Origin of the sequence: Streptomyces sp. NPDC047869 (genome assembly GCF_040704065.1) — a bacterium.
Classification (GTDB): Bacteria; Actinomycetota; Actinomycetes; order Streptomycetales; family Streptomycetaceae; genus Streptomyces.
Window position 1 is genome coordinate 143,973 of sequence record NZ_JBEYRK010000012.1, and the last position, 26,399, is coordinate 170,371.

At 71.1% G+C, this 26,399-nt stretch carries 19 protein-coding genes and 1 pseudogene; 5 read left to right on the plus strand and 15 right to left on the minus strand.

From position 1 onward, the window contains the following. Positions 1-29: 29 nt before the first annotated feature. The 6 genes from ftsH to AB0924_RS18070 all read right to left on the minus strand — a co-directional run bounded on the left by ftsH (position 30) and on the right by AB0924_RS18070 (position 9,688). Positions 30-1,964 (minus strand): ATP-dependent zinc metalloprotease FtsH, encoded by a 1,935-nt coding sequence (gene ftsH, locus AB0924_RS18045; protein WP_366911900.1) that lies wholly within the window; start codon positions 1,962-1,964, stop codon positions 30-32. Between the two features lie 90 nt (positions 1,965-2,054). Then, positions 2,055-3,602, minus strand: coding sequence for a signal recognition particle protein (gene ffh / locus AB0924_RS18050; RefSeq protein ID WP_358936807.1), 1,548 nt, complete (start codon positions 3,600-3,602; stop codon positions 2,055-2,057). A 115-nt stretch (positions 3,603-3,717) separates the two neighbouring features. Beyond that, positions 3,718-6,168 (minus strand): [protein-PII] uridylyltransferase, encoded by a 2,451-nt coding sequence (locus AB0924_RS18055; protein ID WP_358936808.1) that lies wholly within the window; start codon positions 6,166-6,168, stop codon positions 3,718-3,720. A gap of 25 nt (positions 6,169-6,193) precedes the next feature. After that, positions 6,194-6,532, minus strand: coding sequence for a P-II family nitrogen regulator (locus AB0924_RS18060; protein WP_100828472.1), 339 nt, complete (start codon positions 6,530-6,532; stop codon positions 6,194-6,196). Then, on the minus strand, positions 6,529-7,878 hold the full coding sequence (locus AB0924_RS18065; protein WP_358936809.1) for an ammonium transporter: 1,350 nt from the start codon (positions 7,876-7,878) through the stop codon (positions 6,529-6,531). The genes AB0924_RS18060 and AB0924_RS18065 overlap by 4 nt, the downstream gene beginning before the upstream one ends. 331 nt (positions 7,879-8,209) lie before the next feature. After that, the gene (locus tag AB0924_RS18070; protein ID WP_358936896.1) at positions 8,210-9,688 is read right to left on the minus strand and encodes a hypothetical protein; all 1,479 of its coding nucleotides are present in this window, start codon (positions 9,686-9,688) and stop codon (positions 8,210-8,212) included. Positions 9,689-10,144: 456 nt separating this feature from the next. On the opposite strand from AB0924_RS18070, the gene AB0924_RS18075 reads away from it, so the two are divergent. Next, positions 10,145-10,813: a bifunctional DNA primase/polymerase gene (locus AB0924_RS18075; RefSeq protein WP_358936811.1), complete on the plus strand. Its 669-nt coding sequence runs from the start codon at positions 10,145-10,147 to the stop codon at positions 10,811-10,813. Between the two features lie 141 nt (positions 10,814-10,954). Here the strand turns inward: AB0924_RS18075 and ftsY are convergent, their stop codons facing one another. Then, entirely contained in the window at positions 10,955-12,157 is a 1,203-nt protein-coding gene (gene ftsY, locus AB0924_RS18080; protein WP_358936813.1) for a signal recognition particle-docking protein FtsY, read from the minus strand. Positions 12,158-12,327: 170 nt separating this feature from the next. Here ftsY and AB0924_RS18085 point away from each other — a divergent pair, with 170 nt between their 5' ends. Then, complete coding sequence (locus tag AB0924_RS18085; protein WP_366911902.1) at positions 12,328-13,800, plus strand: cytosine permease; 1,473 nt, start codon at positions 12,328-12,330, stop codon at positions 13,798-13,800. Positions 13,801-13,896: 96 nt separating this feature from the next. Next, a pseudogene (locus tag AB0924_RS18090) lies at positions 13,897-14,871 on the plus strand (LLM class flavin-dependent oxidoreductase). Positions 14,872-15,016: 145 nt separating this feature from the next. Here the strand turns inward: AB0924_RS18090 and AB0924_RS18095 are convergent. The 4 genes from AB0924_RS18095 to AB0924_RS18110 all read right to left on the minus strand — a co-directional run bounded on the left by AB0924_RS18095 (position 15,017) and on the right by AB0924_RS18110 (position 21,344). Then, complete coding sequence (locus AB0924_RS18095) at positions 15,017-16,435, minus strand: sugar porter family MFS transporter (protein WP_366911903.1); 1,419 nt, start codon at positions 16,433-16,435, stop codon at positions 15,017-15,019. Between the two features lie 226 nt (positions 16,436-16,661). Then, positions 16,662-20,234 carry a chromosome segregation protein SMC gene (smc, locus tag AB0924_RS18100; RefSeq protein WP_358936819.1) on the minus strand — a complete coding sequence of 1,191 codons (3,573 nt, stop codon included), beginning with the start codon at positions 20,232-20,234 and terminating at the stop codon, positions 16,662-16,664. 244 nt (positions 20,235-20,478) lie between these two features. Next, positions 20,479-20,682, minus strand: a complete 204-nt coding sequence (locus tag AB0924_RS18105) for a hypothetical protein (RefSeq protein ID WP_018544743.1) — start codon at positions 20,680-20,682, stop codon at positions 20,479-20,481. A 380-nt stretch (positions 20,683-21,062) separates the two neighbouring features. After that, positions 21,063-21,344, minus strand: a complete 282-nt coding sequence (locus tag AB0924_RS18110; protein WP_199212165.1) for an acylphosphatase — start codon at positions 21,342-21,344, stop codon at positions 21,063-21,065. Between the two features lie 181 nt (positions 21,345-21,525). Here AB0924_RS18110 and AB0924_RS18115 point away from each other — a divergent pair, with 181 nt between their 5' ends. Continuing rightward, entirely contained in the window at positions 21,526-22,629 is a 1,104-nt protein-coding gene (locus tag AB0924_RS18115; RefSeq protein ID WP_366911904.1) for a CAP domain-containing protein, read from the plus strand. Positions 22,630-23,110: 481 nt separating this feature from the next. On the opposite strand, the gene AB0924_RS18120 is transcribed toward AB0924_RS18115, so the two are convergent. The 3 genes from AB0924_RS18120 to AB0924_RS18130 all read right to left on the minus strand — a co-directional run bounded on the left by AB0924_RS18120 (position 23,111) and on the right by AB0924_RS18130 (position 25,003). Next, complete coding sequence (locus tag AB0924_RS18120) at positions 23,111-23,383, minus strand: hypothetical protein (RefSeq protein WP_366911905.1); 273 nt, start codon at positions 23,381-23,383, stop codon at positions 23,111-23,113. Between the two features lie 378 nt (positions 23,384-23,761). Continuing rightward, on the minus strand, positions 23,762-24,103 hold the full coding sequence (locus AB0924_RS18125) for a hypothetical protein (protein WP_366911906.1): 342 nt from the start codon (positions 24,101-24,103) through the stop codon (positions 23,762-23,764). A 315-nt stretch (positions 24,104-24,418) separates the two neighbouring features. Beyond that, positions 24,419-25,003, minus strand: a complete 585-nt coding sequence (locus AB0924_RS18130; protein ID WP_366911907.1) for a flavodoxin family protein — start codon at positions 25,001-25,003, stop codon at positions 24,419-24,421. A gap of 126 nt (positions 25,004-25,129) precedes the next feature. Here AB0924_RS18130 and AB0924_RS18135 point away from each other — a divergent pair, with 126 nt between their 5' ends. Beyond that, positions 25,130-25,528 carry a helix-turn-helix domain-containing protein gene (locus AB0924_RS18135; protein ID WP_366911908.1) on the plus strand — a complete coding sequence of 133 codons (399 nt, stop codon included), beginning with the start codon at positions 25,130-25,132 and terminating at the stop codon, positions 25,526-25,528. A gap of 13 nt (positions 25,529-25,541) precedes the next feature. On the opposite strand, the gene mutM is transcribed toward AB0924_RS18135, so the two are convergent. Continuing rightward, positions 25,542-26,399, minus strand: coding sequence for a bifunctional DNA-formamidopyrimidine glycosylase/DNA-(apurinic or apyrimidinic site) lyase (gene mutM / locus AB0924_RS18140; protein ID WP_358936833.1), 858 nt, complete (start codon positions 26,397-26,399; stop codon positions 25,542-25,544).

A 26,399-nucleotide genomic window follows, 5' to 3' on the forward strand; every position in this document is an offset into this window, starting at 1 on the left:
CACCGGCCTGCCCTGTCCTGTCCTGTCCCCTAAGCCGTGTCCTTGCTCAGGCGGGTGATGCCGGCGATCCGGTAGGCGTCCGCCTCCTCCAGTGTCTCGTTCTCCAGCAGGGCGTGTGCCAGCGCGTCCAGCCGGCCGCGGTGGTCGCGCAGCTTCTGGCAGGCCTCCTCGTAGCACTCGTCGACGATCCGGCGCATCTCGGAGTCGATCACGTCGAGGGTCTGCGGGGCGGCCGACAGTCCGTACGCCTGCTGGGCGTCGCTGGGGAGCGCGGAGAGCCGTCCGACGCGCTCGCTCATGCCCCAGCGGGCCACCATCCCGCGCGCGATGTTGGTGACCTGCTCGAGGTCGCTCTCGGCGCCGGTGGTGACGACTCCGTAGACGACCTCCTCCGCGGCCATGCCGCCGAGCGCGCCGATGATGCGGCCGCGCAGGTAGCCCTCCGAGTGCGCGTACCGCTCCACCTCGGGCGTGGACATGGTCACTCCGAGCGCCCGGCCGCGCGGCACGATGGTGATCTTGCGGACCGGGTCGGCGCCGGTCTGGAGCATGCCGAGCAGGGCGTGGCCGCTCTCGTGGTACGCGGTCCGGCGGCGGTCCTCCTCGGGCATCACCAGGGTGCGCTCGGCGCCGAGCTGGACCTTCTCCAGCGCTTCGGACAGGTCCGCCCGCGTCACCTGCTCCTGTTTGCGCTTGACCGCGAGCAGCGCGGCCTCGTTGGCGAGATTGGCCAGATCCGCACCCGTCATGCCGGGCGTCACCCGCGCCAGCTGGGCAAGGTCCACATCACCGGCGAGCGGCATCTCCCGGGTGTGGATCCGCAGGATCGCCTCGCGTCCGCCGCGGTCCGGCGGGGACACGCTGACCACCCGGTCGAAACGGCCGGGCCGGGTCAGGGCCGGGTCGAGGATGTCCGCGCGGTTGGTCGCCGCGATGACGATCACTCCCTCGGAGCCGGAGAAGCCGTCCATCTCGGTGAGGATCTGGTTCAGGGTCTGCTCGCGCTCGTCGTGGCCGCTCATCGAGGCCCCGCCCCCGCGCACCCGTCCGATGGTGTCGATCTCGTCGATGAAGATGATCGACGGCGCCACCTTGCGGGCCTCGGCGAACAGCTCACGGACCCGGGACGCGCCGACACCGACGATCATCTCGATGAACTCGGACGCCGAGGCCGAGAAGAACGGCACGCCGGCCTCGCCCGCGACCGCGCGCGCGAGCAGGGTCTTGCCGGTGCCCGGGGATCCGGCGAGCAGGACTCCGCGGGGCAGCTTGGCGCCCATCCGGCGGTAGGTGTCGGGGTGCTTGAGGAAGTCGACGACGTCGTCCAGCTCCCCCTTGACCTCGTCGATGCCGGCCACGTCGGCGAAGGTGGTGCGCCCGGTGCCGGGCCGCAGCTCGACCGGTCTGGGCGGCGCCTTGCGTCCGAACATGCCGCCCGCGCCGCCCAGGCCGGAGCCGACCCGCCGGGCGATGAAGATCCACACAGCGGCCAGCAGCACGATCGGGATCAGGGAGATCAGCAGGTTGGACAGGAGCCCGCGCTCCTGTACGACCGGGCGGGCCGTCACGGTGACGCCGTGGCTGCTCAGGTTCTGCCACAGCTTGTCGTCGGCGAAGGCGGGCCGCTGCGTCCGGAACTTGGTGTAGTCGCCGCCGTCGTCAGGGTTGGCCCGGGGGCTCTTGAGCTGGCCCTGGATCGCGTCGCCCTTGGAGTAGATCTTGGCGACATTGCCGGCGCCGACCTCCCGGCTGAACTCCGTGTAGGAGATCGTCGGCTCGTTTCCCTGGCCCAGGTAGTTGAGGCCGACGTACGCCAGCAGGAAGACGATCACCGCGGTGACGAGCAGGCCCCACCACTTGCCGCCGCGCAGTCCGCCGCCGGACCGCCGGGGCGTCTCGTCCGGAGTGCCCTCGGCGCGCCACGGCTGGTCAGGGGCCTTGCGGGGTGGCGCCGCATTGCTCATACCTGGACGTTACGGCACCACGTCGGCCTCGGCATGCGCTGAGGGCGCCCCCGGTTCATGGGGGCGCCCTCAGGGCCGTACCGGCGGGCGTCAGCCCATGAACTTCTTGAACTCGTCCGGCAGCTCGAACTCCTGGCCGCCCTGCTGCGGCAGCCCGAAGGCGCCGCCCTCGGCGGCCGCGGCGCGCCGGGCCGCCTCCTCCTGCTCCTGCTGCTTGCGCTTCATCGGGTTGCCGGAGCGCTGCTTGCCCTTGGCCTTCTTCGGCTGCTTCTTGGTCCGGCCGGGGCCACCGCCCATGCCCGGGATCCCCGGCATGCCGGGCATACCGCCGCCCTGCGCCATGCGGGACATCATCTTGCGGGCCTCGAAGAACCGCTCGACGAGGTTCTTCACCGCGCTGACGTCGACACCGGAACCCTTGGCGATACGGGCGCGGCGGGAGCCGTTGATGATCGTCGGGTCCTGGCGCTCGACCGGGGTCATCGACTTGATGATCGCGGCGGTGCGGTCGACGTCCCGCTCGTCCAGGTTGTTGATCTGGTCCTTGATCTGGCCCATGCCCGGGAGCATGCCGAGCAGCTTGGAGATGGAGCCCATCTTCCTGACCTGCTCCATCTGGGCCAGGAAGTCGTCCAGGGTGAAGTCCTGGCCCTTCTTGGACGCCAGCTTCGAGGCCATCTTGGCGGCCTCTTCCTGGCTGAAGGTCTTCTCCGCCTGCTCGATCAGGGTGAGCAGGTCACCCAGGTCGAGGATGCGGGAGGCCATCCGGTCCGGGTGGAACGCGTCGAAGTCGTCGAGCTTCTCGCCGTTCGACGCGAACATGATCGGCTTGCCGGTGATCTGGCGGATCGACAGGGCGGCACCACCGCGGGCGTCACCGTCGAGCTTGGAGAGCACCACGCCGTCGAAGCCGACGCCGGCGCTGAAGGCCTCGGCTGTGTTGACGGCGTCCTGACCGATCATCGCGTCGACGACGAACAGGATCTCGTCCGGGGAGACGGCGTCGCGGATGTCCGCGGCCTGCTGCATCATCTCCTGGTCGATACCCAGACGGCCGGCGGTGTCCACGATCACGATGTCGTGGACCTTGGTCCGCGCGTGCTCGATGGAGTCCTTGGCGACCTTGACCGGGTCGCCGACACCGTTGCCCGGCTCCGGCGCGTAGACGGCGACACCGGCGCGCTCGGCGACGACGCTGAGCTGGTTCACGGCGTTCGGGCGCTGGAGGTCGGCGGCGACGAGCAGCGGCGAGTGGCCCTGCTCCTTGAGCCACTTGCCGAGCTTGCCCGCGAGGGTGGTCTTACCGGCACCCTGAAGACCCGCGAGCATGATCACGGTGGGGGGCTGCTTGGCGAAGCGCAGTCGGCGGGTCTCGCCGCCGAGAATGGTCACCAGTTCGTCGTTGACGATCTTGAGGACCTGCTGGGCGGGGTTCAGCGCCTTGGAGACCTCGGCGCCGAGCGCGCGCTCCTTGACGTTCTTGATGAACGACCGGACGACGGGCAGGGCCACGTCGGCTTCGAGAAGTGCGATGCGGATCTCGCGCGCCGTGGCGTCGATATCCGCTTCGCTCAGTCGGCCTTTCCCACGGAGGTTCTTGAAGGTCGCACTGAGGCGGTCGGAGAGGGTATCGAACACGGCGGCGTCGGTCCTCGGAAGTCGGGGGCGTTCTGGGCTGCCCTCCAGGATATCCGCCCGGAGAGCTGATATCCCCCGCCCGCCCCACGCAGCGGACGGGGAGCGGCACCTCACATCATCCGCGCAATGTCTCCTCCAGCACCTCGGCCGTCGACGCCGCGTCCTGCGGTGGCAGCGGCGCACCGGTGCCCGTCGTCACGTAGAAGGCGTCGACCGCGTTGGCGCCGAGGGTGCTGACATGCATGCTGCGCACCCGCACCGCCGCCTTCTCCAGGGCCATCCCGATCCGGAACAGCAGGCCGGGGGCGTCCTGCGCGCGTACCTCGATCACCGTGGCGTGGTGGGAGGCCGCCGGGGCCACCGTGACCCGTGGCGGCGGGGCCACCTGGCCGCGGCGGCGCGGATAGGCCGCGTCCCGCTCGGCGAGGCGGCCGGCGATGTCGAGGGAGCCGTCGAGGGCCCGGACCAGGTCGGCGCGCAGCCGGGTGGCCTGCGGCAGGGAGCCGTACTCGGCCGCGACCCGCCAGTTCAGCAGCAGGACCGAGGCGTCTTCGACGTCGTGGGGCAGGCGCAGGGCGCGCAGCCCGGCCGTGCGGACGGTCAGCCGGTGCACGGCGAGGACACCGGCGACCGCCGGCAGCACGCCCGGCTGGTCCGGTACGGCGATGAGCAGCTCGACGCCGAGCGGTTCGGGGTCGCCCGGGGCCTCCCCCACGGGTGGCGGTTCGGGCTGCGCGCGCAGCGCGAGGACGGGGCTGCCGGTGCGGAAGGCCTCGATGGCCAGGCGTTCCTGATCGGCGGTGGGCGCGGCGGGCTCGGGTTCCTCGGCCGTGTCGCCGGCCAGGACGGCGGCCACGCGGCGCACCAGGTCGGCGACGAGGGAGCCGCGCCAGGTGGACCAGGCGGCGGGGCCGGTCGCGAGCGCGTCGGCCTCGGTGAGGGCGTGCAGCAGTTCCAGGGTGCTCTGGCTGCCGACGGCCTCGGCGACCGAGTGGACGGTGGCGGGGTCGTCCAGGTCACGCCGGGTGGCTGTCTCGATCAGCAGCAGATGGTGCCGGACGAGCGTGGAGAGCACCGTGACGTCGGCGCGGTCGAAACCGATCCGCGCGGCCACGTCCTTGGCGATGATCTCGCCGGCCACGGAGTGGTCGCCGGGCCAGCCCTTGCCGATGTCGTGCAGCAGAGCGGAGACGAGGAGCAGGTCGGGGCGGCTGACGCGGCGGGTCAGCTCGGAGGCGCGGACCGCGGTCTCGATCAGGTGCCGGTCCACGGTCCAGATGTGGACGGCGTTGCGCTGGGGCCGGCAGCGGACCCGGTCCCAGTCGGGCAGGAGCCGGCTGATCAGGCCCTCCGCCTCCAGCGCCTCCCAGACCTCGATGGTCGGGCGGCCGGAGCCGAGCAGCGTGACCAGTTGCTCGCGGGCCTCGGCGGGCCAGGGCGTGGGCAGCGGGCGTGTGGTGGCGGCCATGCGCCGTACGGCGTGCAGGGAGAGCGGAAGGCCGGCCTGGGCCGCGGCGGCCGCGGCGCGCAGCGGCAGTACGGGGTCGCGTTCGGGGCGGGCGGCGCGGGCGAGCACCACCTCGCCGTCCTGTTCGACCACGCCCTCGGCCAGCGGCGACCGCTCGGTGACCGGTTTCCCGCCGCCCAACATGGCGCGCAGGCGCGGGCGGACGGCGCGCGAGCGCAGCACGCGCCCCACCTCGCGCCAGGTGACGTCACTGGCGTACGAGATGACCCGCGCCGCCTCGTACACCTGGCGCAGCAGGGTGTCGGCGTCCAGCAGGCCGAGTCCGGCCGCGACCTGGTCCTGTTCCTGGAGTGCGAGCCGGTCGGTGGCGCGGCCGGTGGCCAGGTGCAGGGCGTCCCGGACGTCGAGCAGACGTCGGCGGGCGTCCGCGAGGCCCTCGCGCGGGGCGTCGGCGAGCCAGGAGGCGGCCACGGCGCGCAGGGCGGTGGCGTCCCGGAGGCCGCCGCGGGCCTCCTTGAGATCCGGTTCCAGGAGGTACTGCAGCTCGCCCTGCCGTTCGGCGCGCTCGGCGCAGAGTTCCTGCAGCTCGGGGAGGCGTTTGGGGGCCTGGTTGCGCCAGTCGGCCAGGACGGCGGTGCGCAGTGCGGCGGTGAGGCCGAGGTCGCCGGCGAGGTGCCGGGCGTCCAGCAGGCCGAGCTGGACCTTCAGGTCCTCACCGGCCGTTCGGCGGGCCTCGGCCGGGGTGCGCACGGAGTGGTCGAGGGCGAGGCCGAGGTCCCAGACCGGGTACCAGAGGCGGTCGGCCAGGGCGGCGATCGCGCCCGGGTCACCGCCGTCGTGGAGCAGCACGAGGTCGAGGTCGCTGCGCGGGGACAGTTCCCCGCGGCCGTAGCCGCCGACGGCGACGAGCGAGACACCTCCGAGTCCCCCGGCCGCGGCCGTGAAGAGGCCGGAGAGCCAGTCGTCGGTCAGCTCGGCGAGCGCGGAACGGCGCGGCGGCCCGGACCGCGCCTCCTCGGTGAGGAGGCGCAGCCGGGCCGCCGCGTAGCCGCCGGGTCCCGAGTCGTCCGTCTCTTTTCGCACATCCGTACCCGTCACCCAGCCACTCCTGTCTCGCGTCGTGTCAGAGCGCGTCCGGGCCGCGCTCGCCGGTGCGGACCCGTACGGCCGTCTCCACCGGCAGCGACCAGACCTTGCCGTCACCGATCTTGCCGGTGCGGGCCGCCTTGACGATGACCTCGACCAGCTGCTCGGCGTCGTCGTCCTCGGCCAGTACCTCGATACGGATCTTCGGAACCAGGTCGACGGTGTACTCGGCACCGCGGTAGACCTCGGTGTGGCCTCGCTGACGACCGTAACCGCTGGCCTCGGTGACCGTCAGTCCGTGGACGCCGAACGCCTGAAGGGCCTCCTTGATCTCATCCAGCCGGTGCGGCTTGACGACGGCGGTGATGAGCTTCATGCGTCCACCTTCTTGGAGGGCTTGGCGGCCGCGGCCGGGCCGGGGGCGGGAGCGGAGGAACCGATGACACCGCCGCCGGTGCCGCTGAAGTCGTAGGCGCTCTCGGCGTGCTCGGCCTGGTCGATGCCGGAGATCTCCTCGTCCTCGCTGACCCGCATGCCGATCGTCCTGTCGATCAGGAAGGCGAGGACGGCGGAGGCGACCAGGGAGTAGGCGAGGACCGCGAAGACGCCGGCGCACTGCTTCCACAGCTGGTCGAAGGAGTGGTCGCCGTAGAAGACGCCGGTGGCGTCGGACTGGCCCTTGCCGGTGGCGAAGAAGCCGATGAGCAGCGAGCCGATGATGCCGCCGACCATGTGGACGCCGACGACGTCGAGGGAGTCGTCGTAGCCCCACTTGAACTTCAGGCCGACGGCCGCGGCGCAGGCGACACCGGCGATGGCGCCGACGGCGATCGCGCCGAGCGGGGAGACCGCGCCGCCCGACGGGGTGATCGCGACCAGGCCGGCGACCGCGCCGGAGGCGGCGCCCAGGGTGGTGAACGCGCCGTGGCGGATCTTCTCGTAGGCGAGCCAGGCGAGCATGGCGGCGGCGGTGGCGACCTGCGTGTTCACGAACATCAGCGCGCCGACGCCGTCGTCGTTGCCGAGCCAGGAGCCGGCGTTGAACCCGAACCAGCCGAACCACAGCAGACCGGCGCCGAGCATGACCAGCGGGAGGCTGTGCGGGCGCATCGGGTCCTTCTTGAAGCCGACCCGCTTGCCGATGACCAGGATGACGCCGAGGGCCGCGGCACCGGCGTTGATGTGGACCGCGGTACCGCCGGCGAAGTCGATGACGCCGAGCTTGTAGGCCCAGCCGTCGGCGCCCCAGACCCAGTGGGCGACCGGGACGTAGACGATCGTGACCCACAGCGCGACGAACAGCGACCAGGCCGAGAACTTGACGCGGTCGGCGAGGGCGCCGCTTATCAGGGCCGGCGTGATGATGGCGAACATGAGCTGGAAGACCATGAAGACGTAGACCGGGATCGTGTAGCCGTCCCAGAGCTCCGTCAGCCCGATGTTGCTGAGGCCGAGCCAGTCGGCGTTCCATCCGAGCAGGCTGGATCCCGAGCCGAAGGCGAGGGAGAAGCCGTAGAGCACCCAGAGGATGGTGACGATGCCCATGCTGATGAAGCTCATCATCAGCATGTTCAGGGTGCTCTTGACGCGGACCATGCCTCCGTAGAAGAAGGCCAGGCCCGGGGTCATGATCAGTACCAGGGCGGAACAGATGAGCATGAAGCCTGTGTTCGCGGCGGACAACTTGGGTGCCTCCGCGGCAAGCGTGATGGCTGGTGCCATCGGCGTCTCCTCGTCGATTGGTACGGCCCCGTGCGGGCGGTGCCTGAGCGGTCCGGTCGGGTGAGGGGTGGGCCGGTTATGCGCCACGAGACTGGCGCAGCGCGGTTTCGGTGGAAGCCCCTCGTTGTTTCGCCGGGGTGACGAAGGCGCCCTGCGTGTTACGCGTCGATGAAGAGCGAGATATCGGGCCGCGGGATCGTTATCGTGGCGCAACCTTCGCGGTGCGCGAAAAACCGGCCGCGGCGGGCCTCTCCGACGACCTGGCGCGGGGGAGCCGAGTCGGGCGGTTCGGGAGGACCGGCCGCGGCCGGCGCATGGGTGCCCTGCGGGGTCAGACGGCCTCCGCGGCCTCGGGCAGGTCCACGGCGAGCTGGTCGGAGAGGTCGACGACGGCGGTGAGGTCGCCGAAGTCGCGCACGGCGGTGTCGACCGTCTTGCGGATCCGGGTGTTCACCCGCTCGGAACGCACCTTCTTGGCGACCCGCATGGCGTCGGAGGCGTACTGGGTGCTCTGCTCGGGCTCGCGTCGCAGCAGGTGCACGGTCGCCATGCCGATCAGGTTCAGCGCATACGACCGCTGGTGCTCGTGGTCCTTGGCGAACAGCTCCACCGCCCGCTCCATCAGCGGCTGGGCCAGGGAGGCGTAGGTGGGACTGCGGCCGGCCACGTAGGCGAGGTCGCGGTAGGAGTGCGAGTTCTCCGCGAACAGTTCCGCCTCGGAGAAGAAGCGGATCCAGTCGGGGTCCGGCTCGTCCCACTCGTCGGCGTCGGCGAAGGTGTCCTCGGCCATGCGGACGGCCCGCTTGCACTTCCCGGGCTGGCCCATGTTGGCGTAGGCGCGGGCCTCCATCGCATACAGCATGGCCTGGGTGCGCGGACTGGCGCAGTCGCGGCTGCCGTACTGCGCGAGATGGATCAGCTCCAGGGCGTCGTCGGGCCGGCCGAGATGGATCATCTGGCGGCTCATGTTGGACAGGACGTAGGAGCCGAGCGGTTTGTCGCCGGCCTCCTTCGCGGCGTGCAGGGCGAGGACGAAGTACTTCTGCGCGGTGGGCTGGAGACCCACGTCGTACGACATCCAGCCCGCGAGTTCGGCGAGTTCGGCGGCGACCTTGAAGAGCTTGCGGCTGGTGGCCTCGGGCTGGGGCTCCTGGAGCAGGTCGGTGACCTCGTGGAGCTGGCCGACGACCGCCTTGCGGCGCAGGCCGCCGCCGCACTGGGCGTCCCACTGGCGGAACATGCGGGTGGTGGACTCCAGCAGGTCCAGCTCTGGCCTGGACAGCCGGCCCGGCCTGCGGGAGTCGAGGACGGTCTCGGGCTCCGGCGGGTTCGACGAGGAGGGGGACGGCACCAGCCAGCGCTGCAGGGGCTCGACCAGGGACGGGCCCGCGGCCAGGGCCAGCGAGGTCCCCAGGAAGCCGCGCCGCGCCAGCATGAGGTCGCTGCGCGAGAACTCGCTGAGCAGGGCCACCGCCTGCGGACCCGTCCAGGGCAGGTCGACGCCGGACGCCGAGGGTGACTGGCGGGCGGCGCGCAGGCCGAGGTCCTCGATGGAGACGACACAGCCGAAGCGCTCGGAGAAAAGCTCGGAGAGGATCCGTGGGATCGGCTCGCGCGGGTTCTCGCCGTCGAGCCAGCGCCGCACCCGCGAGGTGTCCGTGGAGATGTGGTTGGCACCCAACTGGCGTGCCCTGCGGTTCACTTGGCGGGCCAGCTCACCCTTGGACCAGCCGCTGCGCACGAACCACGAGCCGAGCAGCTCGTTGGGGTGCTTGTCAGCGTTCGTCCCGCTTCCGCCGTTGCCGCCCACTGGCACGCCCCCATCCCTGAGACCACTTGCCGCCGAGTGCGCCAAGCCCTATCAGAATGCCGGTAAATAGGGCCTCCCGTCCGCCGGTTCTCACCCTTCGAACGAACCGACGGCTTGCCTCCGGCATACCCGCGAAGGCATGTGCCCCCAGGCCTCACACACTCACAGTAATCCCACGATCACCCGTCCAGCCATGGCGAACCCGGAAACGCCACCATTCGCCACCCCTTCGAATGAACTCACGGTCGGCTCGACGCGATTCACTTGACATAGGACGACTGGACGTCGGCGGGGTGATGCACGCGGGGGCGCACAACTCTCCTCGCGCCACCCATGACGCTTCGACGCGCCGCCTCGGCCTCACGGAGCGAGTGGAACCACAGCCGTAGCGTCACGTTCCGCTTCCGTCTCGTTCCGCGTCGTAACCACCGGCGCGCCGGACCCGTTGGAGGGGGCATGGGCTTCACGATCGGCGGCATTCGCGAGATCCGCTCCGGCACGCGCCGGCGCGGCCGTTCGTCGGAGTGCACCACCGTCGCCGAGTTCACCGGTCTGTGGGGCTGGGACGTGGTGCCGGGCGCACGGGCCGCGGCGGGTGTCTGCTCCTGCGGGCACGCCTGCTGCCGGGCACCCGGCGCGCATCCCCTCGGCTTCGCTCCCCCGGTGCCGGCCGGTGCCACGCTCGGCGAGGTGACCCGGGCCTGGGCCGGGTTCCCGGGCGCCTCCGTGATGCTCGCCGTCGGCCGCGCGTTCGACGTCATCGAGGTGGCCGAGCCCGCCGGGCGCCGCGCCCTGGTCCGGCTGGAGCGCATGGGCCTCCCGCTCGGCCCGGTCGCCGCGACCCCCGACGGACGCGCCCACTTCTTCGTCACCCCCGGCGCCGCCGCCGACCTCCCCCAGCTCCTCTACCGCATGGGCTGGGACGACCCGTCGGCGCTGGACCTGCGCGGCCTCGGCCCGGGTACGTTCATCACCGCCCCGCCCTCCGACCGGGGCGGCCTCGGCGCGGTGCGCTGGCTGCGCCCGCCCGCGCTGGACTCGGCGACCCGGCCGCCGGCCGCCCGGCTGCTGCTGGGCACGCTGGCGTACGTGGCCCACCGGTCGCGGGCGCGGGCGGAGGCCTGAGCGTCCTCCGCCGAAGGGTCCTCCGCGCGAGCGCCGTCCACGCGACCGCCCCGCGGTGGTGTGCCGGAAAGGAGGAAGCGCCCGCCCCCGGTGTTCCGGGGCGGGCGCTTCCTCGATCCGGCGGGTGAGCACACCCCGCCGTCAGTCACCGATGAGCGCATCCACGAACGCCTCCGGCTCGAACGGCGCCAGGTCGTCCGCGCCCTCGCCCAGGCCGATGAGCTTGACCGGGACACCCAGCTCGCGCTGGACCGCGACCACGATGCCGCCCTTGGCGGTGCCGTCGAGCTTGGTCAGCACGATGCCGGTGATGTCCACGACCTCGGCGAACACGCGGGCCTGCACCAGACCGTTCTGGCCGGTGGTGGCGTCCAGGACCAGCAGCACCTCGTCCAGCGGCGCGTGCTTCTCGACCACGCGCTTGACCTTGCCCAGCTCGTCCATGAGGCCGGTCTTGGTGTGCAGCCGGCCGGCGGTGTCGATGAGGACCACGTCGACCCCCATCTCCTTGCCCTCCTTCACCGCGTCGAAGGCGACGGAGGCGGGGTCACCGGCCTCGGGGCCGCGCACGGTGTAGGCGCCGACGCGCTCGCCCCAGGTCTGGAGCTGGTCGGCGGCGGCGGCCCGGAAGGTGTCGGCGGCGCCCAGCACGACGGTGCGGCCGTCGGCCACGAGCACCCGGGCGAGCTTGCCGGTGGTGGTGGTCTTGCCGGTGCCGTTGACCCCGACGATCATCACGATGCCGGGCTTGCGGTCCTCGGGCTCGGTCCTGACCGAGCGGTCGACCTCGGTGCCGACAAGCTTGAGCAGTTCCTCGCGCAGCAGGCCGCGCAGCTCCTGCGGGCTGCGGGTGCCCAGCACCTTCACCCGCTCGCGCAGCCGCTCGACCAGCTCCTGGGTGGGCTGCACTCCGACGTCGGCGGTGAGCAGCGTGTCCTCGACCTCCTCCCAGGTGTCCTCGTCGAGGTGCTCGCGGGACAGCAGCGTGAGCAGGCCCTTGCCCAGGGCGTTCTGCGAGCGGGAGAGACGGGTGCGCAGGCGGACCAGCCGCCCCGCGGTGGGCTCCGGGATCTCGATCTCGGGAGCCTCGACGGTGGGCGGCTCCTCGACGACGACCGGGGCGGGGCCGCCGGGAAGATCCACCTCCTCGATCGTCCGGCGCGGTTCGTCGCGCGGCGTCTCGGCCTCTTCGCCGACGTGCGGCTCGGCCGGGGGCGCGGTGATGTCGGGCGTCCTGGGCGGCGGCGGGGGCAGTGGCTTGCGGCGCCGGCTGCCGACGATGAGCCCGCCGAGCGCGCCGAGGACGACCACGGCGATGACTACAGCAAGGATGATGGTTTCCATAACGCGTCCAGTATCGGCCATGGGTGCGCCGCCGCCAGGTTCGTGTCTTCCTCCGAGAGACAAAAGCCACTGGAAGGCATGAGTCGGATCAAAGTACGATGGTATTGGCTCCGTCCACGCGCGTAGAGTCCCCGTCGTCCCCTTCCCCCCACACCGAGGCACCCTCTTTCATGAGCAAGACAGCCGAGGCCGAAGGCGCTCTCGAGACCCGTGGCATCGAGCAGGTACCCGACCACGAGCGGACCGCGAGAACCCGCGAACTGTTCCCGACCTGGGTCGGCGCCAACATCAGCGTGCTGCTGCTCACCATGGGCGCGAGCCTGGTGGTGGCGTACGGCCTGAACATCTGGCAGGCCCTCGTCGTCGCGGCCGCCGCGCCGGTCGTGGCGTACGGGCTGGTCGGCCTGATCGGCATCGCCGGCAAGCGGGGCGGCGCCCCGGGCATGGCGCTGTCGCGCGCGGTGTTCGGCCAGCGCGGCAATCTGCTGCCCGGTTCGCTGATCTGGGTGGCCCGCTGGGGCTGGGAGACGATCAACGCGGTGACCGGCGCCTACGCGATGCTCACCATCCTGGACATCGTGTTCGGCATCCGGGCGAACAGCGTGCTGGACATGGTGACGCTGCTGGTCTTCGTCGTCGCGACCTTCGCGATCTCCGGTCTCGGCATCAACGCCGTGCAGAAGTGCAACACGTACGCGACCTATGTCTTCGGCGTCTTCTCCGTGCTGGTCCTGGGCTACCTGGCCGTGAACACGGACTGGTCGGAGGTGGCGCACCACGGCGCGGGCTCCACGGCCGCCGTGATCACCGGCATCGGGATGATCGCGGCGGGCGGGGTCAGCTGGATCCCGTCCGCGCCGGACTTCACCCGCTACCTGCCGCGTACCGCGTCGTCGAAGGCGATCGTGGGCACGGCGGTGGGCGGCGCCGGGATCGTCGTACTGCCGATGGTGCTGATGGGCGCGGTCATGGCCGTCTCGACGCCCGATCTGGCCTCGGCGGCGGACCCGGTCTCCTTCCTGGGCGAGATCCTGCCGACGTGGCTCGCGGTGCCGTACCTGCTCATCGCGCTGATCGGCATGCTGCTGATCAACTCCATGTCGATGTACTCGGCGGGCTTCACCGCGCAGACGCTGGGCTTCAAGGTGCCGCGCCACTGGGCGGTGTCGGTGAACGCCGTGATCTCGCTCGTCCTCGGCGGGGTGCTGATGCTGGTGGCGACGAGCTTCATGGGCTCGTTCATCGCCTTCCTCTCCCTGCTGGCGGTCGCCTTCTCCGCCTGGGTCGGCGTGTTCGGCGCGGACATGCTGCGGCGCACGGAGTACGACGGCCGGGCCATGGCCGACACCACACGCACCAGCGCCTACTGGTACCGGGGCGGCTTCTCCCCCGCCGCGGTGGCGGCCTGGGCGGTCGGTCTGGCCGCGGGCCTGCTGTTCACCACCTCGGACTGGTTCACCGGCCCGCTGGCGAAGAACAACGTCATCGGCGAGTACGGCCTCGGCTGGGTCGCCACGGTCGTGATCTCCGGGCTGCTGTACACGGCCCTGCCGAAGCCGGCGGTGGTGCGCCCGGCGCGGGCCGGCGGACCCGCCGCCGGATCCGGCGAGCCCGTCGAGGAGCCCGCGACCGCCGGCGTCTGACCGGGCCCGCCCCGCCGGGCCGCGTCGACGGCCGTCCGGTGTATCGCGTCAGTCAGCGTCCCCCTGCACACCCGCCCGGTGAAGGGGGACACTGTCATGCCCGTCACGGCCGTCCGTTTCAACCTGGCCGAGCCCGGTGCCACCCCCGCCTCCCTCTCCGCGCGCTACCGGGCCGCGCTGGAGATGGCCGCGTACGCCGACGAGCAGGGGGTCACCACGGTGCAGACCGAGGAGCACCACGGCGCCGACGACAACTGGCTGCCGTCGCCGTTCACCTTCGCGGGCGCGGTTCTCGGGGCCACCCGCCGGATCGCCGGTGACGGTGGCGGCGGCGATCGGACCGCTGCACGATCCGCTGCGGCCGGCCGAGGAGATCGCCGTGCTGGACCTGCTCAGCGGCGGGCGGCTGATGACGGTGGCCGGCATCGGGTACCGGCCCGAGGAGTACGCCCTGTTCGGCATGGACCGGCGGCGGCGCGGCCGGCTGCAGGACGAGCTGCTGGAGACCCTGCTGAAGGCGTGGACCGGCGAGGAGTTCGGCTACCGCGGCCGTACGGTACGGCTCACCCCGCGCCCGTACACCGAACCGCACCCGCCGCTGCTGGTCGGCGGTGCCTGCCGGGGCCGCCGCCCACCGGGCGGCCCGGCTGAGCCTGCCGTTCCTTCGCAGCGCGCACCTGCCGGAACTGGCGGCCTGTTACGAGGAGCGGCTCACCGAGTACGGCACCGAGGGCTGGACCGTGATGCCCGCCGCGGAGAACCCGGCTGCTGCATTGCGCCGAGGATCCGGACCGGGTCTGGGCCGAGTGCGGCGAGCACTTCCTGCACGGGGCGCGGACGTACGCCTCCTGGCAGTCCGGCGGGAACCGTTCGGCCGTACGGTCGGCGGCCACGACGGTCCGCGAGCTGCGCGCGGAGGGCGTGTACCGGGTTCTCACCCCCGTGCAGTGCGTGAGCCTGTGCCTGGACGGCCTCGTACTGCATCCGCTGGTGGGCGGGATGCCGCCGGCGGAGGGCTGGCGGAGCCTGCGGCTGTTCGCGGAGCGGGTGGTCCCGGCGCTGGACGGCTGATCCCGTCGAGGCCGGCCGTCGGCGGGCCGGCGCGCGGACAGCGAAGAGCCGCCCCCGCCCGGGCAGTGACCGAGCGGGGGCGGCGGGGGTTCGAGGAGAGGGGCAGCGGGGACTTGGTCCTTCTCCTCGGGTCTCGGCGGGGCGGTTACCCCATCTCCTCCAGCGTCTTGCCCTTCGTCTCCTTGACGAACTTCAGGACGAACGGGATGGAGAGCGCGGCGAAGACTGTGTAGATCACGTACGTGCCGGACAGGTTCCAGTCGGCCAGCGACGGGAAGCTCGCGGTGATCGCCCAGTTGGCGAGCCACTGGGCGGCGGCGGCCACGCCCAGCGCGGCGGCACGGATCCGGTTCGGGAACATCTCGCCGAGCATGACCCAGACGACCACGCCCCAGGACAGGGCGAAGAAGAGCACGAACACGTGGGCGGCGACCAGGGCGATCCAGCCCTGGGTGGCGGGCAGCTTGCCGTCGACGAGGTGGTACGAGAACGCCCAGGCCTCCAGCGCCAGACCCACGGCCATACCGACGGAGCCGATGAGGGCGAGCGGCTTGCGGCCGATGCGGTCCACGAAGATCATCGCGATCACGGTGCCGACGATGTTGATGATCGACGTCGTGAAGGAGTAGAAGAACGAGTCCGTCGGGTCGACACCGACCGACTGCCACAGCGTCGAGGAGTAGTAGAACGCGACGTTGATGCCGACGAACTGCTGGAACACCGACAGGCCGATACCGACCCAGACGATCGGCTTGAAGAAGAAGCCACCGCCCAGCAGGTCCTTGAAGGTGGACCTGTCCTCGCTCTTCATCGCGTGCTCGATCTCGGCGACGCGGGCGTCCAGGTCCACGTCCTTGCCCTCGACCTCGGCGAGTATCGCGCGGGCGCGGTCACGCTTGCCGACGGAGAGCAGGAAGCGCGGGGACTCGGGGATCGCGAAGGAGAGCAGACCGTACAGGGCGGCGGGGACGACCATGACGCCGAGCATGACCTGCCAGGCCTCGAGGCCCATCAGCGTGCCGCGCTGGTCGCCGCCGGCGGCGTTCAGCAGACCCCAGTTGACCAGCTGGGAGATGGCGATGCCGACGACGATCGCGGCCTGCTGGAAGGAGCCGAGCCGGCCGCGGTAGGCGGGCGGGGCGACCTCGGCGATGTAGGCCGGGCCGATGACGGAGGCCATGCCGATGGCGAAGCCGCCGACGATGCGCCAGAAGGCGAGGTCCCACAGCGCGAAGGGCAGCGCGGAGCCGACGGCGCTGACCGTGAACAGCGCGGCGGCGATCTGCATACAGCGGATGCGGCCGATCCGGTCGGCTATCCGGCCGGCGGTCGCGGCACCGATGGCACAGCCGATCAGGGCGATGGCGATGACCTGCGCCAGAGCCGCGGAGCCGATCTCGTAGCGGTCCCGGATGGCCTCGACGGCGCCGTTGATCACGGAGCTGTCATAGCCGAACAGGAAACCGCCCATGGCGGCCGCCGCCGCGATGAAGATGACGTGCCCGAGATGATCGGGGTGAGCCGTCCCGGCTCGTGGCTTGGGTGCCTGCGCTGTGCTGGTCACGAATAACTCCTCGGGCCACGGCAACGCTGCCGCGTGGGGGTGAGCCCTTACAGGTATCCCGTGGCGCCGCGTTCACGCCACTTAGACCTGAAGGTAAAAGCAACGTTGCAGAGACTATGCCTTCAAGTTTCGAAGTCAATAGCTGTGTTGCTGTGAGTTTCGAGGTGCACTAAACCACCTCGTGTTCAAAAAGTGAACACTAGGTGAGTTGATCTTCAACCGGGGATCAGCGGAGACGCTGCGAGATGACCTTCGACACGCCGTCCCCCTGCATGGAGACGCCGTAGAGCGCGTCGGCGACCTCCATCGTGCGCTTCTGGTGTGTGATCACGATGAGCTGCGAGCTCTCCTGGAGCTCCTGCATGATCCGGATCAGCCGCTGGAGGTTGGTGTCGTCCAGGGCCGCCTCGACCTCGTCCATGACGTAGAACGGGCTGGGCCGGGCCTTGAAGATCGACACCAGCAGCGCCACGGCGGTCAGCGAGCGCTCGCCGCCCGAGAGCAGGGACAGCCGCTTGACCTTCTTGCCCGGCGGACGCGCCTCGACGTCCACACCGGTGGTGAGCATGTTGTCCGGGTCGGTCAGCACCAGGCGTCCCTCGCCGCCGGGAAAGAGCCGGCCGAACACGCCCTCGAACTCCCGGGCGGTGTCCCGGTAGGCCTCGGTGAAGACCTGCTCGACGCGCTCGTCCACCTCCTTCACCACCTGAAGGAGGTCGGCGCGGGTCTTCTTCAGGTCCTCGAGCTGCTCGCTGAGGAACTTGTGCCGCTCCTCCAGCGCCGCGAACTCCTCCAGCGCCAGCGGGTTGACCTTGCCGAGCTGCTGGTAGGCGCGCTCGGCGGCCTTGAGACGCTTCTCCTGCTCGGCCCGGGCGAACGGCCGGGGCCGGTTGCGCGGGTGCTCCGGATCCTCGGGCAGCTCCTCGCCGGCGGCGGGGAGCGAGGGCGGCACGAGCTGGTGCGGGCCGTACTCCGCGACCAGCCCCGCCGGCTCGACGCCCAGCTCCTCCAGCGCCTTCGTCTCCAGCTGCTCGATCCGCAGCCGCTTCTCGGCGCCGAGCACCTCGCCCCGGTGCACCGAGTCCGTCAGCTTGTCGAGCTCCGACTTCAGTTCCCGGCCCGCGTTCCGGGCGGCGGTCAGCTCCTCCTCCCGCCGGGCCTTCGCGGCCTCGGCGGCGGCCCGCTCCTCCTGCGCCCGCCCGAGGGACACCTCGACATGCGCGAGCAGTTGCCGGGCGCCGGAGGCGACGGCCTCCGCGACGGCTGCCTCGTGCCTGAGCCGGGCCCGCCGCTGCTCGGCACGCGCGCGTGCCTCGCGCTCCGCGCGGGCGGCCCGGTCCAGCGAGTCGGCGCGTCCCGAGAGTCCCTTGACCCGTTCCTCGTGCGTACGGACCTGGAGGCGGGCCTCCATCTCGGTCTGCCGCGCGTTGGCGCCGTCGGCGGCGAGCCGGTCCCGCACCGAGGCGTCCGGCTCCTCCTCGACCGGCATCTCCTCGGCGACGGCGAGCCGTTCGGCCAGCTCCTCGGCCTCCTGTACGGCCCTGTCCAGCGCCTCCTGGGCGCGTGCCGCGGCCGCGGCCGACCGCTCGGCCTCACCCGCCGCGCCCCGCGCCTGTCCCGCGAGCCGCCCGAGCTGCTGGGCCACGGCCGACTTCTCCCGATCGGCGGCCCGGCGCCGCTCCCCCAGCTCCTCCAGGAGCGCGGCGGCCCGGGTGCGCCGCCCGGCCGCCGTGTGCTGGGCCTCGGTCAGCTCCTCGCAGCGGACGGCCAGCACCTCCAGCTCGGCGGCCGCCTCGTCCACGGAGGCCTGCACCTCCAGCAGGCTGGGCGCGCCGGCCGAGCCACCGTGCGCGAAGTGCGCGCCGAGCAGGTCGCCCTCAGCGGTGACGGCGGTCAGCCCGGGGTGCGCCTGCACCAGGTCCTCGGCGTCCTCCAGCGTGCCGACGACCACGATCCGGCGCAGCAGCCGCCGCACGGCGGGCATCAGCTCGGCGGGGCCCCGCACCAGGTCGGCGGCGAGGAGGGCGCCACCGGGAAGCCCGTCGCCGGGGGCGTCCGGGCCGTCGTCGACGACGGCCCGGGTGCCGGTCAGGAGCAGGGCCGCCCGTCCTCCGTCCTGTTTACGCAGGAGCCGGATCGCTTCGGCCGCCGAGGCCGTGGACGTCACGGCGACGGCGTCGGCCGCGGCGCCGAAGGCCGCGGCCAGCGCGACCTCGTGACCGGGGGTCACGGTCAGCAGTTCCGCCGCCGGGCCCAGGACGCCGGTGAGGCGGTCCCGGGCGCCCAGGAGTACGCCGGTGCCGTCCTTGCGCCTCAGGCCCAGCGCCAGTGCCTCGTGCCGGGCCTGGGTCGCGGCGCGCCGACGTTCGGCGGCGGTGGCCGCCTCGCGCGCCTCGGTCAGCGCGGACTCTGCCTCGGCGAGCGCCCGCTTCGCCGTCTCGTGCCGCTCGGCGAGGTCGGCGTCGTCGGCGTCGAGACCGTCGACCTCGGCCTTCAGGGCCTCGTACTCCTCCTGGGCGTGGACCGCGCGCTCCTGCGCCTCGTCGCGGCCGGCTGCCAGCCGGTCGATCTCGGCCTGGGCGGAGGCGGCGCGCGAGCGGGCCGCGTTGACCTGACCGGAGAGGCGGGCGAGTCCCTCGCGGCGGTCGGCGATGGCGCGGGCGACGTCCTTCAGCCGGCGTTCCTCGACACCGAGTTCGCGCTCCAGCTCGGCGCGATGGGCGACGGTGTCGTCCAGGGCCCGCTGGGCGGCCTCCAGAGCCGCCTCCAGCTCGGCCTCCTGCTCACGGATACGGGCGGCCTCGCGCTCCATGTCCTCGGGGTCGCGGCCGCGCCGCTCCTCGGGGGGCGCGGAGGTGGCGCTCTTCACGCGGGCGTCGGCCAGCGAGACGGTGCCGCGGACCCGCTCGGCCAGCTGGGACAGCTCGTACCAGGTCTGCTGGGCGCGCTGGAGGCGCGGTGTGAGCCGCCGTACCTCGTCCTCCAGCAGGGCCTCGCGCTGGAGCGCCTTCCGCAGCTCCCGCTCCGCGGTCTCCTTGCGCTCCTTCAGGGCCGCCTCGTCGGCGATCTCGGACTTCAGTGCCTCGCGCAGACGTACGAGGTCGTCGGCGAGGAGGCGCAGTCGGGCGTCGCGGAGGTCCGCCTGGATGACGGCGGCGCGGCGGGCCACCGCCGCCTGCCGGCCGAGCGGCTTGAGCTGGCGGCGCAGTTCGTCGGTGAGGTCCTGCACGCGCGCGAGGTTGGCCTGCATCGCGTCGAGCTTCCGCAGCGCCTTCTCCTTGCGCTTGCGGTGCTTGAGGACGCCCGCGGCCTCCTCGATGAACGCCCTGCGGCCGGTGGGGTCCGCGTGCAGGACGGAGTCGAGCTGACCCTGGCCGACGATGACGTGCATCTCGCGGCCGATGCCGGAGTCGGAGAGGAGGTCCTGGATGTCCAGCAGCCGGCAGGTGTCGCCGTTGATCTGGTACTCGCTGCCGCCGTTGCGGAACATGATCCGCGTGATGGTGACCTCGGCGTACTCGATGGGCAGGGCGCCGTCGGAGTTGTCGATGGTGAGGGACACCTCGGCGCGGCCCAGCGGTGGGCGGCCGGTGGTGCCGGCGAAGATGACGTCCTCCATCTTGCCGCCACGCAGCGACTTGGCGCCCTGCTCTCCCATGACCCAGCTCAGCGCGTCCACGACATTGGACTTGCCCGAGCCGTTCGGACCGACGACACACGTGATCCCCGGTTCGAACCGGAGCGTGGTCGCCGAGGCGAACGACTTGAACCCGCGGAGAGTCAGGGCCTTGAGGTGCACGCCGCTGGACTCTACCCGGCGCCGCTATCTCACTCCACGGACACTCGCAACCGCACGGTTTCGCCATTGAACACGCAGGGCACACCAAACGTTAAAGAGGGTGAAAGGATGCACGGGGGAAGGAAAGAAGGGACGCCGAAGCGTCCCTTGCAACTCTGGCGACCGGGTCGCGGTTGCCTACAACTAGTGCGGTTGGTACGGGCACCCCAACCGCTGCGGTTGCTGTCGTGGAGCGATGCAGCGATCAGGTGAGCGCAGGCTCCGCCTGGTGTGCGTCGATGCTCTCCATGATCCTGTCCTGAGAAGCGGCAGCCGCCAGCGCGTCGTTCTCCGCCTGGATCCGTACGAGCTCGGACTCCAGGTCCTGTACACGCTGCTGAAGCCGTCGCATCTCGGCGAGGAGTCGAGGGTCGGAGCCGCCGACGTAACCGAGAAGCGCCTTTGCCATGATGGATGGTCCTCCACAATGAGTGACCGACCGATGCGGTGTGGGTCGTGAGGGATTCGCACCCGCGGTGCTTGACACACTCGAGTGTTGCTCTGCGTTCCTACATGCCAAACAGCTAAGGTGCGCGGGGCTTTCAGCGTCTCACCAAAAAGTTTGACGGTCAACACGATCACGCCCCGTATTGGCGGGCGAACCCGGGGCGCGCGGCCACCGGACGGTGGCACTGCGTCTCCTGCGGGGCCCTCGGGGCGTGGCGATCAGCTGTACCAGCGGAGCCTGCCATGCGGCGCCCTCCTTGGCAACCACCAGCCCATTTCTGCTGCGGGCATATGCCAGGGGCATGTCACCGCGGGTGGCCCGGGCGGCTTCACAGAATCGGTTCAGCGGATGGCGAAGCCGTCGTAACCGCCGCGGGGTGTGTCCCAGATCTCGGTGACACCGTCGACGCGTCCGGGCGTGTCGCCGTCCTGGAGCCAGTCCAGCAGACCCTCGCAGCCGTTCCGGGACCCCTCGGCGACGACCTGGACCCGGCCGTCGCCCAAATTGAGAGCAAAACCACTCAGGCCGCCGATCTCCAGCGCCTTGGCCCGCGTGAACCAGCGGAAACCCACACCTTGGACGCGTCCTCGCACCCAGGCGACCAGTCGAACATCCTCGCTCATGGGGGCAACCTAACCGGCCAATGTCACTCGGGACACACCCCGCCCCAGTGGTTTGCGGTACGGTCCGAACCCAATGAATCTCATATGAAACTCACTCGTTCGAGTGAGTGGAGTCGGTCATACGGAGTCGCTCACCACCGTGACGCCGGGTCGGCCGCGAGACGAGGAAGAGGGCAAGGGCATGGGACGCCACCGACGCTCCGCCGCCGGCCGCGCCGCCACCGGCCGGGCCACGGGGGTCACGCAGACGCACCACTCGCCCACGGGCGGCGAGAACCCCCAGGAGCCGTACGCGGGCGACCACGCCCCCATGGGCATCGCGCCGTACCTGCACCCGGAGGCGTACGCCGAGACCACCGCGTGGAGCACCGCCTACCTGTACTCGGTGGGCGACGAGCCCGCGCAGGCGCCCGGCGACGACGGCTTCACCCCGGCCGGCGGCCCGTCCCACGGCAGCCGGCGCAAGAAGAAGGCCGCGACCCCGGTGCGCAACGGGCTGCTCGGCGTCTCCGCCGCCGTCGCCCTCGGCACCCTGGCGGTGGCCACCGGTGCGGTGCCCGGTCTGGAGAACTACCAGCTCGGCGGCGGCACGAACACCACCGGCGGCGACCGGGTGCAGGCGGCGGACTCCCCCAGCAACACCGCGTCCGAGCAGGGCGGCAACTCGGGCAGCGCGGACAGCCGCGACGGCGGCCCGGCCGCCAGCCGCGACAGCGGGCGGGCGGCCTCTCCGGCCCCCACCGGCTCCGCGTCCGCATCCGCGTCCGCCTCGGCCTCCCCCACCCCGACGAAGGCGCCGTCGAAGAAGCACTCGCCCACGGCGAAGGCCCCCGAGCGCAGGAGCACTCCGTCGCACTCGGCGACCAAGGCCCCGAAGCGGACCTCCGCACCGGTGACGGTGTCGACGCAGGCCGCCGTCGAGGCGGAGGTGCTCAAGCTGGTCAACGAGGAGCGGGCCAAGGTCGGGTGCAGCGCGCTCTCCGCGAACTCCTCGCTGACCGCGCTGGCCGAGGCCTTCAGCGACGACATGGCGGCACGGGGCTTCTTCGACCACACCGACCCGGACGGGGCCACCCCCTGGGACCGGGCCGCGAAGGCGGGCATAACCGACCTCGGCGGCGAGAACATAGCCCGCGGCCAGACGGACGCGGCGGCCGTGATGGATGCCTGGATGAACAGCCCCGGCCACCGCGCCAACATACTGAACTGCGACTTCAAGACCCTCGGGGTCGGCGTGCACCTGGGCGCGGGCGGCCCGTGGTGGACGCAGGACTTCGGCTATTGAGATTTCCGCAGGTCAGCGCCCTATGAGGTGCCCTGGGCCGTCTCAGGGCCGTCATCGGTAGCCGAATCGTCGCCGAAGACCGCATCGACGGCGGCCCGCGTCCGGGTCGCGCTGGTCGGCATCAGGTGGGTGTAGGTCCGCAGAGTGAAACCGGGGTCGTAGTGACCCAGATACGCGCTCAGGGGCCTTGATGCTCTCCCCCGCGTCCAGGAGGACCGGCGGGTCCGCAGACTGCCCGACGCGCCGGAAGCTTACGGGGCCATGATCACTCGCGCCAAAGCAGCTCCCGGCCAAAGTCACTACGCCAACCGCGTGCCTCACTGACCGCCGCATGATGAACCGCAGCGCGGCCGAACGATGCCGAACCCCTGGGCACCCACCCGACGCAATAGCCGGATTACTCACCTGCCTGCGTACGCCCCGACAAGCCGAAACGGTCCGACGGCCCCGAACCGCCGGACCGCCGGACCGCTATGAGAGATCAAGATCCGAAGGTGATGATGTACACGGGGCTGTTGGAGCTGCCCTCGTTGTGCACTACCGGACAGGACGTCTTCTGCTCGGTGTCGTTGGTCTTGACCTGAACTCCGCAGAAGGGCGAATCGTCCCAGTCCAGCGTGTTGATGTTGCTGAGTACGGGGATGTTGTCCCCGCCGCCGTTGTCCTGGGGGGCAGCGCTGGCCACCCCGACACCGGCGGAGAGAATCCCGAAGGTGGCCGCGGCCACCGCTGCAATCTTCTGGACGGTCCTCATGTGTTCTCCTCCGCTGCTGTGCCCCGGATCGGGCAGATACCTGGAGAACGATGCGCAAAAAGGATCAGAGCGTAACGTCATTCATCTTCTGATCACTCCTACGGCCGTACAAATCACGAGGTTGCTGGACGAACCGAGCGGGCAATAGGCCTCGTTGCCCGTCGCGCCTGGCGTGACGCGTTCAAGCCCGGGGTTATCCCTGGGGCCGTCCGTGGGCCGTCGGAGGGCGCTCAACGACGACCAACGCTGACAACCGTCGACAGGTAAGCCGCAGGTCGCAGCGCTGATCGATAGCGCGGCCGCAGGTCAGAGACTCGGCCCGTCACTTCTTCGGCTACTGAGATTCCCGGCGAGTCGTCCCCGAAGCCCGGGTCAGGTTCACTGACCGCCCCTGGTCTCGATATGGATCCTGGTCAGCGCGAACAGGATCAGGAGGTCGAGTGTCATCACGGGGATGGCCCACAACGGGTAGTACGGAACGAACATGAACTGGGTGATCAGGCTGATCGCCGCCACCGCTCCACCGGCCCCACGACCCCAGCTCCGGCCTGACAGGACTCCCAAGCCGGCGATGACGAGTGCCACTCCGATCACAAGGTGGATCCAGCCCCAAGCGGTCAGGTCGAACCGGTAGGCATACCGGGACGCGGCGAACAGGGTGTCATGTGCGATTCCGGCGGCGCCCATCAGAACGCTGAGGGGCCCGCTGAGCAGCATCATGATCCCGGCGAACCTGGAGGCGTCGTTGATCGTTTCACCGCCGCGGAGCTCCCGCTGAGCCCTGTTCGGCACCGTTGTCATGGCAGCAGCCCTTCCCGTACGACCCAATCGCTTTCCCCGTTTTCATGATGGATCTTTCCGGGGCGCCTCGCCTCCCGGGCGGCCTGCGCTGCGACGTCCGTAAGAAGCCGGGGTGCTTGGTGTGGTGCTCGTGGCCGGAGCATCACGCGGCGTTGTCGACCCGGCGGCCGAGAGAGCCGCCCGTCGACGCGCCCTCCGGTCCCGCGTCGGACGCGCCGACCGCCTTCCGCCCGCTCAGGCCGCCACGCGGCCGCGGGCCAGGACGCGGGCCGTCTCGGTGACCCGGCGGCCCAGGTGTTCCGCCGTGGCGATGTCCGCCTTGTGCACGGCGTCCGGGCCCTCGTCCACGTTGGTCTGGGCGGCCGCGCCCGCGAAGACGCCGAGGCGGTTGAGGTCGTGCTCGGAGCCCTCGCTGCTGTTCCAGCCCGGGTGCAGCCCGAGGTTGACCCAGTGCATGCCGTGCTGCCCGGCGAGGATCTGGAAGAACTGCAGCGTGTGCAGCTTGTCGCCGCTCTTGGAACCGGAGTTGGTGAAGCCGGCCGCCAGCTTGTCCTTCCAGTCCTGCCCGAACCAGCGCTTGGAGGACGCCTCGGCGAAGACGTGGAAGGCGCCGGAGGCGGTGCCCATGTAGGTGGGCGAGCCGAAGACGATCGCGTCGGAGCGGTCCAGCGTCTCCCACTGCTCGTCGGTGATCTCGTCGACCTTGATCAGGTGCACCTCCGCACCCGCCTCCGCGGCACCGGCGCGGACGGCCTCGGCGAGCACGGCGGTGTGGCCGTAGCCGGAGTGGTAGGCGATGGAGACAACAAGCGTGGTCATGAAGAACTCCTCGGAAATGCCGAAATTGCCGCGACGGGGCAGCTCAATGACGATAACGAAAGGAAAGCACTAACCTCCAGTAAGTGCAACCTGGTGGTGAGCGCTGTGTTCGCGTACGCTTGTGGTATGAGCACAGACCAGCAGCCCGTCATCGAGGACGACCTCGCGTTCAATGTGTTCGCCAAGGCGTGCCCCTCGCGCGGCACGCTCGGGCACGTCACGGGCCGCTGGGGCGGACTGACGCTGGGCGCGCTCCAGGAGGGCCCGCTGCGCTTCAACGAGCTGCGCCGCCGGGTCGACGGCGTGAGCGAGAAGATGCTGTCCCAGACGCTGCACGCGCTGGAGCGCGACGGTCTGGTGCACCGTGAGGCCCAGCCGACCAATCCGCCGCGCGTGGACTACGAACTGACCCCGCTCGGCCACCAGGTCGCGGAGCGGCTGCTCGCCCTCATCCACTGCGTGGAGGGCGCGATGGACGACGTGCTCGCCTCCCGCGCGGCCTACGACGCCCGGCAGCCGTCCTAGACCGTGCCGTCGGCTACTGGCCGCGCGGGGCCCGCTGGCACTTCGGACAGAAGTAGCTGGAGCGGTTCATCCACGGGCGGCGCCGCATGGGCGTGCCGCACCGCTTGCAGGGCAGGCCCTCCCGGCCGTACGCGTCCAGGGACCGGTCGAAGTAGCCCGACTCGCCGTTGACGTTGACGTAGAGGCTGTCGAAGCTGGTGCCGCCGACGGCGAGGGCCGCGTTCATCACGTCCCGGACGTGGCCGAGGAGTTCGGCGGTGCGCGGCCGGGTGAGGCCGGCCGTGGGCCGTTCGTAGTGGAGGCGGGAGCGCCACAGGGCCTCGTCCGCGTAGATGTTGCCGACCCCGCTGATCAGCGACTGGTCCAGCAGGGCCCGCTTGATGGTGGTGCGCTTGCGGCGCAGGGCCAGGTGGAAGGCCTCGTCGTCGAACAGCGGGTCGAGGGGGTCGCGGGCGATGTGCGCGATGACGTCGGGCAGACCGTCCGGGGTGTTGTCGTGCAGCGAGAGTCCGCCGAAGGTCCGCTGGTCGACGAAGCGCAGCTCGGTGCCGAGGGAGTCGGCGAACCGGACCCGGACGCGCAGGTGCTTCTCGTCCGCCGTCTCGTGCGGCTGCACCAGGAGCTGGCCGCTCATGCCGAGGTGGGCGAGGACGGACTGGTTCGTCTCCTCCAGCGGCAGCCACAGGTACTTGCCACGCCGGCTGGGCGTGCCGATGTGGTGGCCCTTGAGCCGGTGCGCGAAGTCGTCGGCGCCCGCGACGTGCCGGCGCACGGCACGCGCGTGCAGTACCTCGACCTCGGCGACCGTGCGGTGGGCGACCCACCGCTCCAGGCCGCGCCGGACGACCTCGACCTCGGGCAACTCGGGCAT

Bases quoted from the DNA above. Each gene is read 5' to 3' on its own strand.
- ftsH (WP_366911900.1), bottom strand. From the start codon at position 1,964: ATGAGCAATGCGGCGCCACCCCGCAAGGCCCCTGACCAGCCGTGGCGC.
- AB0924_RS18060 (WP_100828472.1), bottom strand. From the start codon at position 6,532: ATGAAGCTCATCACCGCCGTCGTCAAGCCGCACCGGCTGGATGAGATC.
- AB0924_RS18065 (WP_358936809.1), bottom strand. From the start codon at position 7,878: ATGGCACCAGCCATCACGCTTGCCGCGGAGGCACCCAAGTTGTCCGCC.
- AB0924_RS18075 (WP_358936811.1), top strand. From the start codon at position 10,145: ATGGGCTTCACGATCGGCGGCATTCGCGAGATCCGCTCCGGCACGCGC.
- ftsY (WP_358936813.1), bottom strand. From the start codon at position 12,157: ATGGAAACCATCATCCTTGCTGTAGTCATCGCCGTGGTCGTCCTCGGC.
- AB0924_RS18085 (WP_366911902.1), top strand. From the start codon at position 12,328: ATGAGCAAGACAGCCGAGGCCGAAGGCGCTCTCGAGACCCGTGGCATC.
- AB0924_RS18105 (WP_018544743.1), bottom strand. From the start codon at position 20,682: ATGGCAAAGGCGCTTCTCGGTTACGTCGGCGGCTCCGACCCTCGACTC.
- AB0924_RS18110 (WP_199212165.1), bottom strand. From the start codon at position 21,344: ATGAGCGAGGATGTTCGACTGGTCGCCTGGGTGCGAGGACGCGTCCAA.
- AB0924_RS18115 (WP_366911904.1), top strand. From the start codon at position 21,526: ATGGGACGCCACCGACGCTCCGCCGCCGGCCGCGCCGCCACCGGCCGG.
- AB0924_RS18120 (WP_366911905.1), bottom strand. From the start codon at position 23,383: ATGAGGACCGTCCAGAAGATTGCAGCGGTGGCCGCGGCCACCTTCGGG.
- AB0924_RS18125 (WP_366911906.1), bottom strand. From the start codon at position 24,103: ATGATGCTGCTCAGCGGGCCCCTCAGCGTTCTGATGGGCGCCGCCGGA.
- AB0924_RS18130 (WP_366911907.1), bottom strand. From the start codon at position 25,003: ATGACCACGCTTGTTGTCTCCATCGCCTACCACTCCGGCTACGGCCAC.
- AB0924_RS18135 (WP_366911908.1), top strand. From the start codon at position 25,130: ATGAGCACAGACCAGCAGCCCGTCATCGAGGACGACCTCGCGTTCAAT.
- mutM (WP_358936833.1), bottom strand. From the start codon at position 26,399: ATGCCCGAGTTGCCCGAGGTCGAGGTCGTCCGGCGCGGCCTGGAGCGG.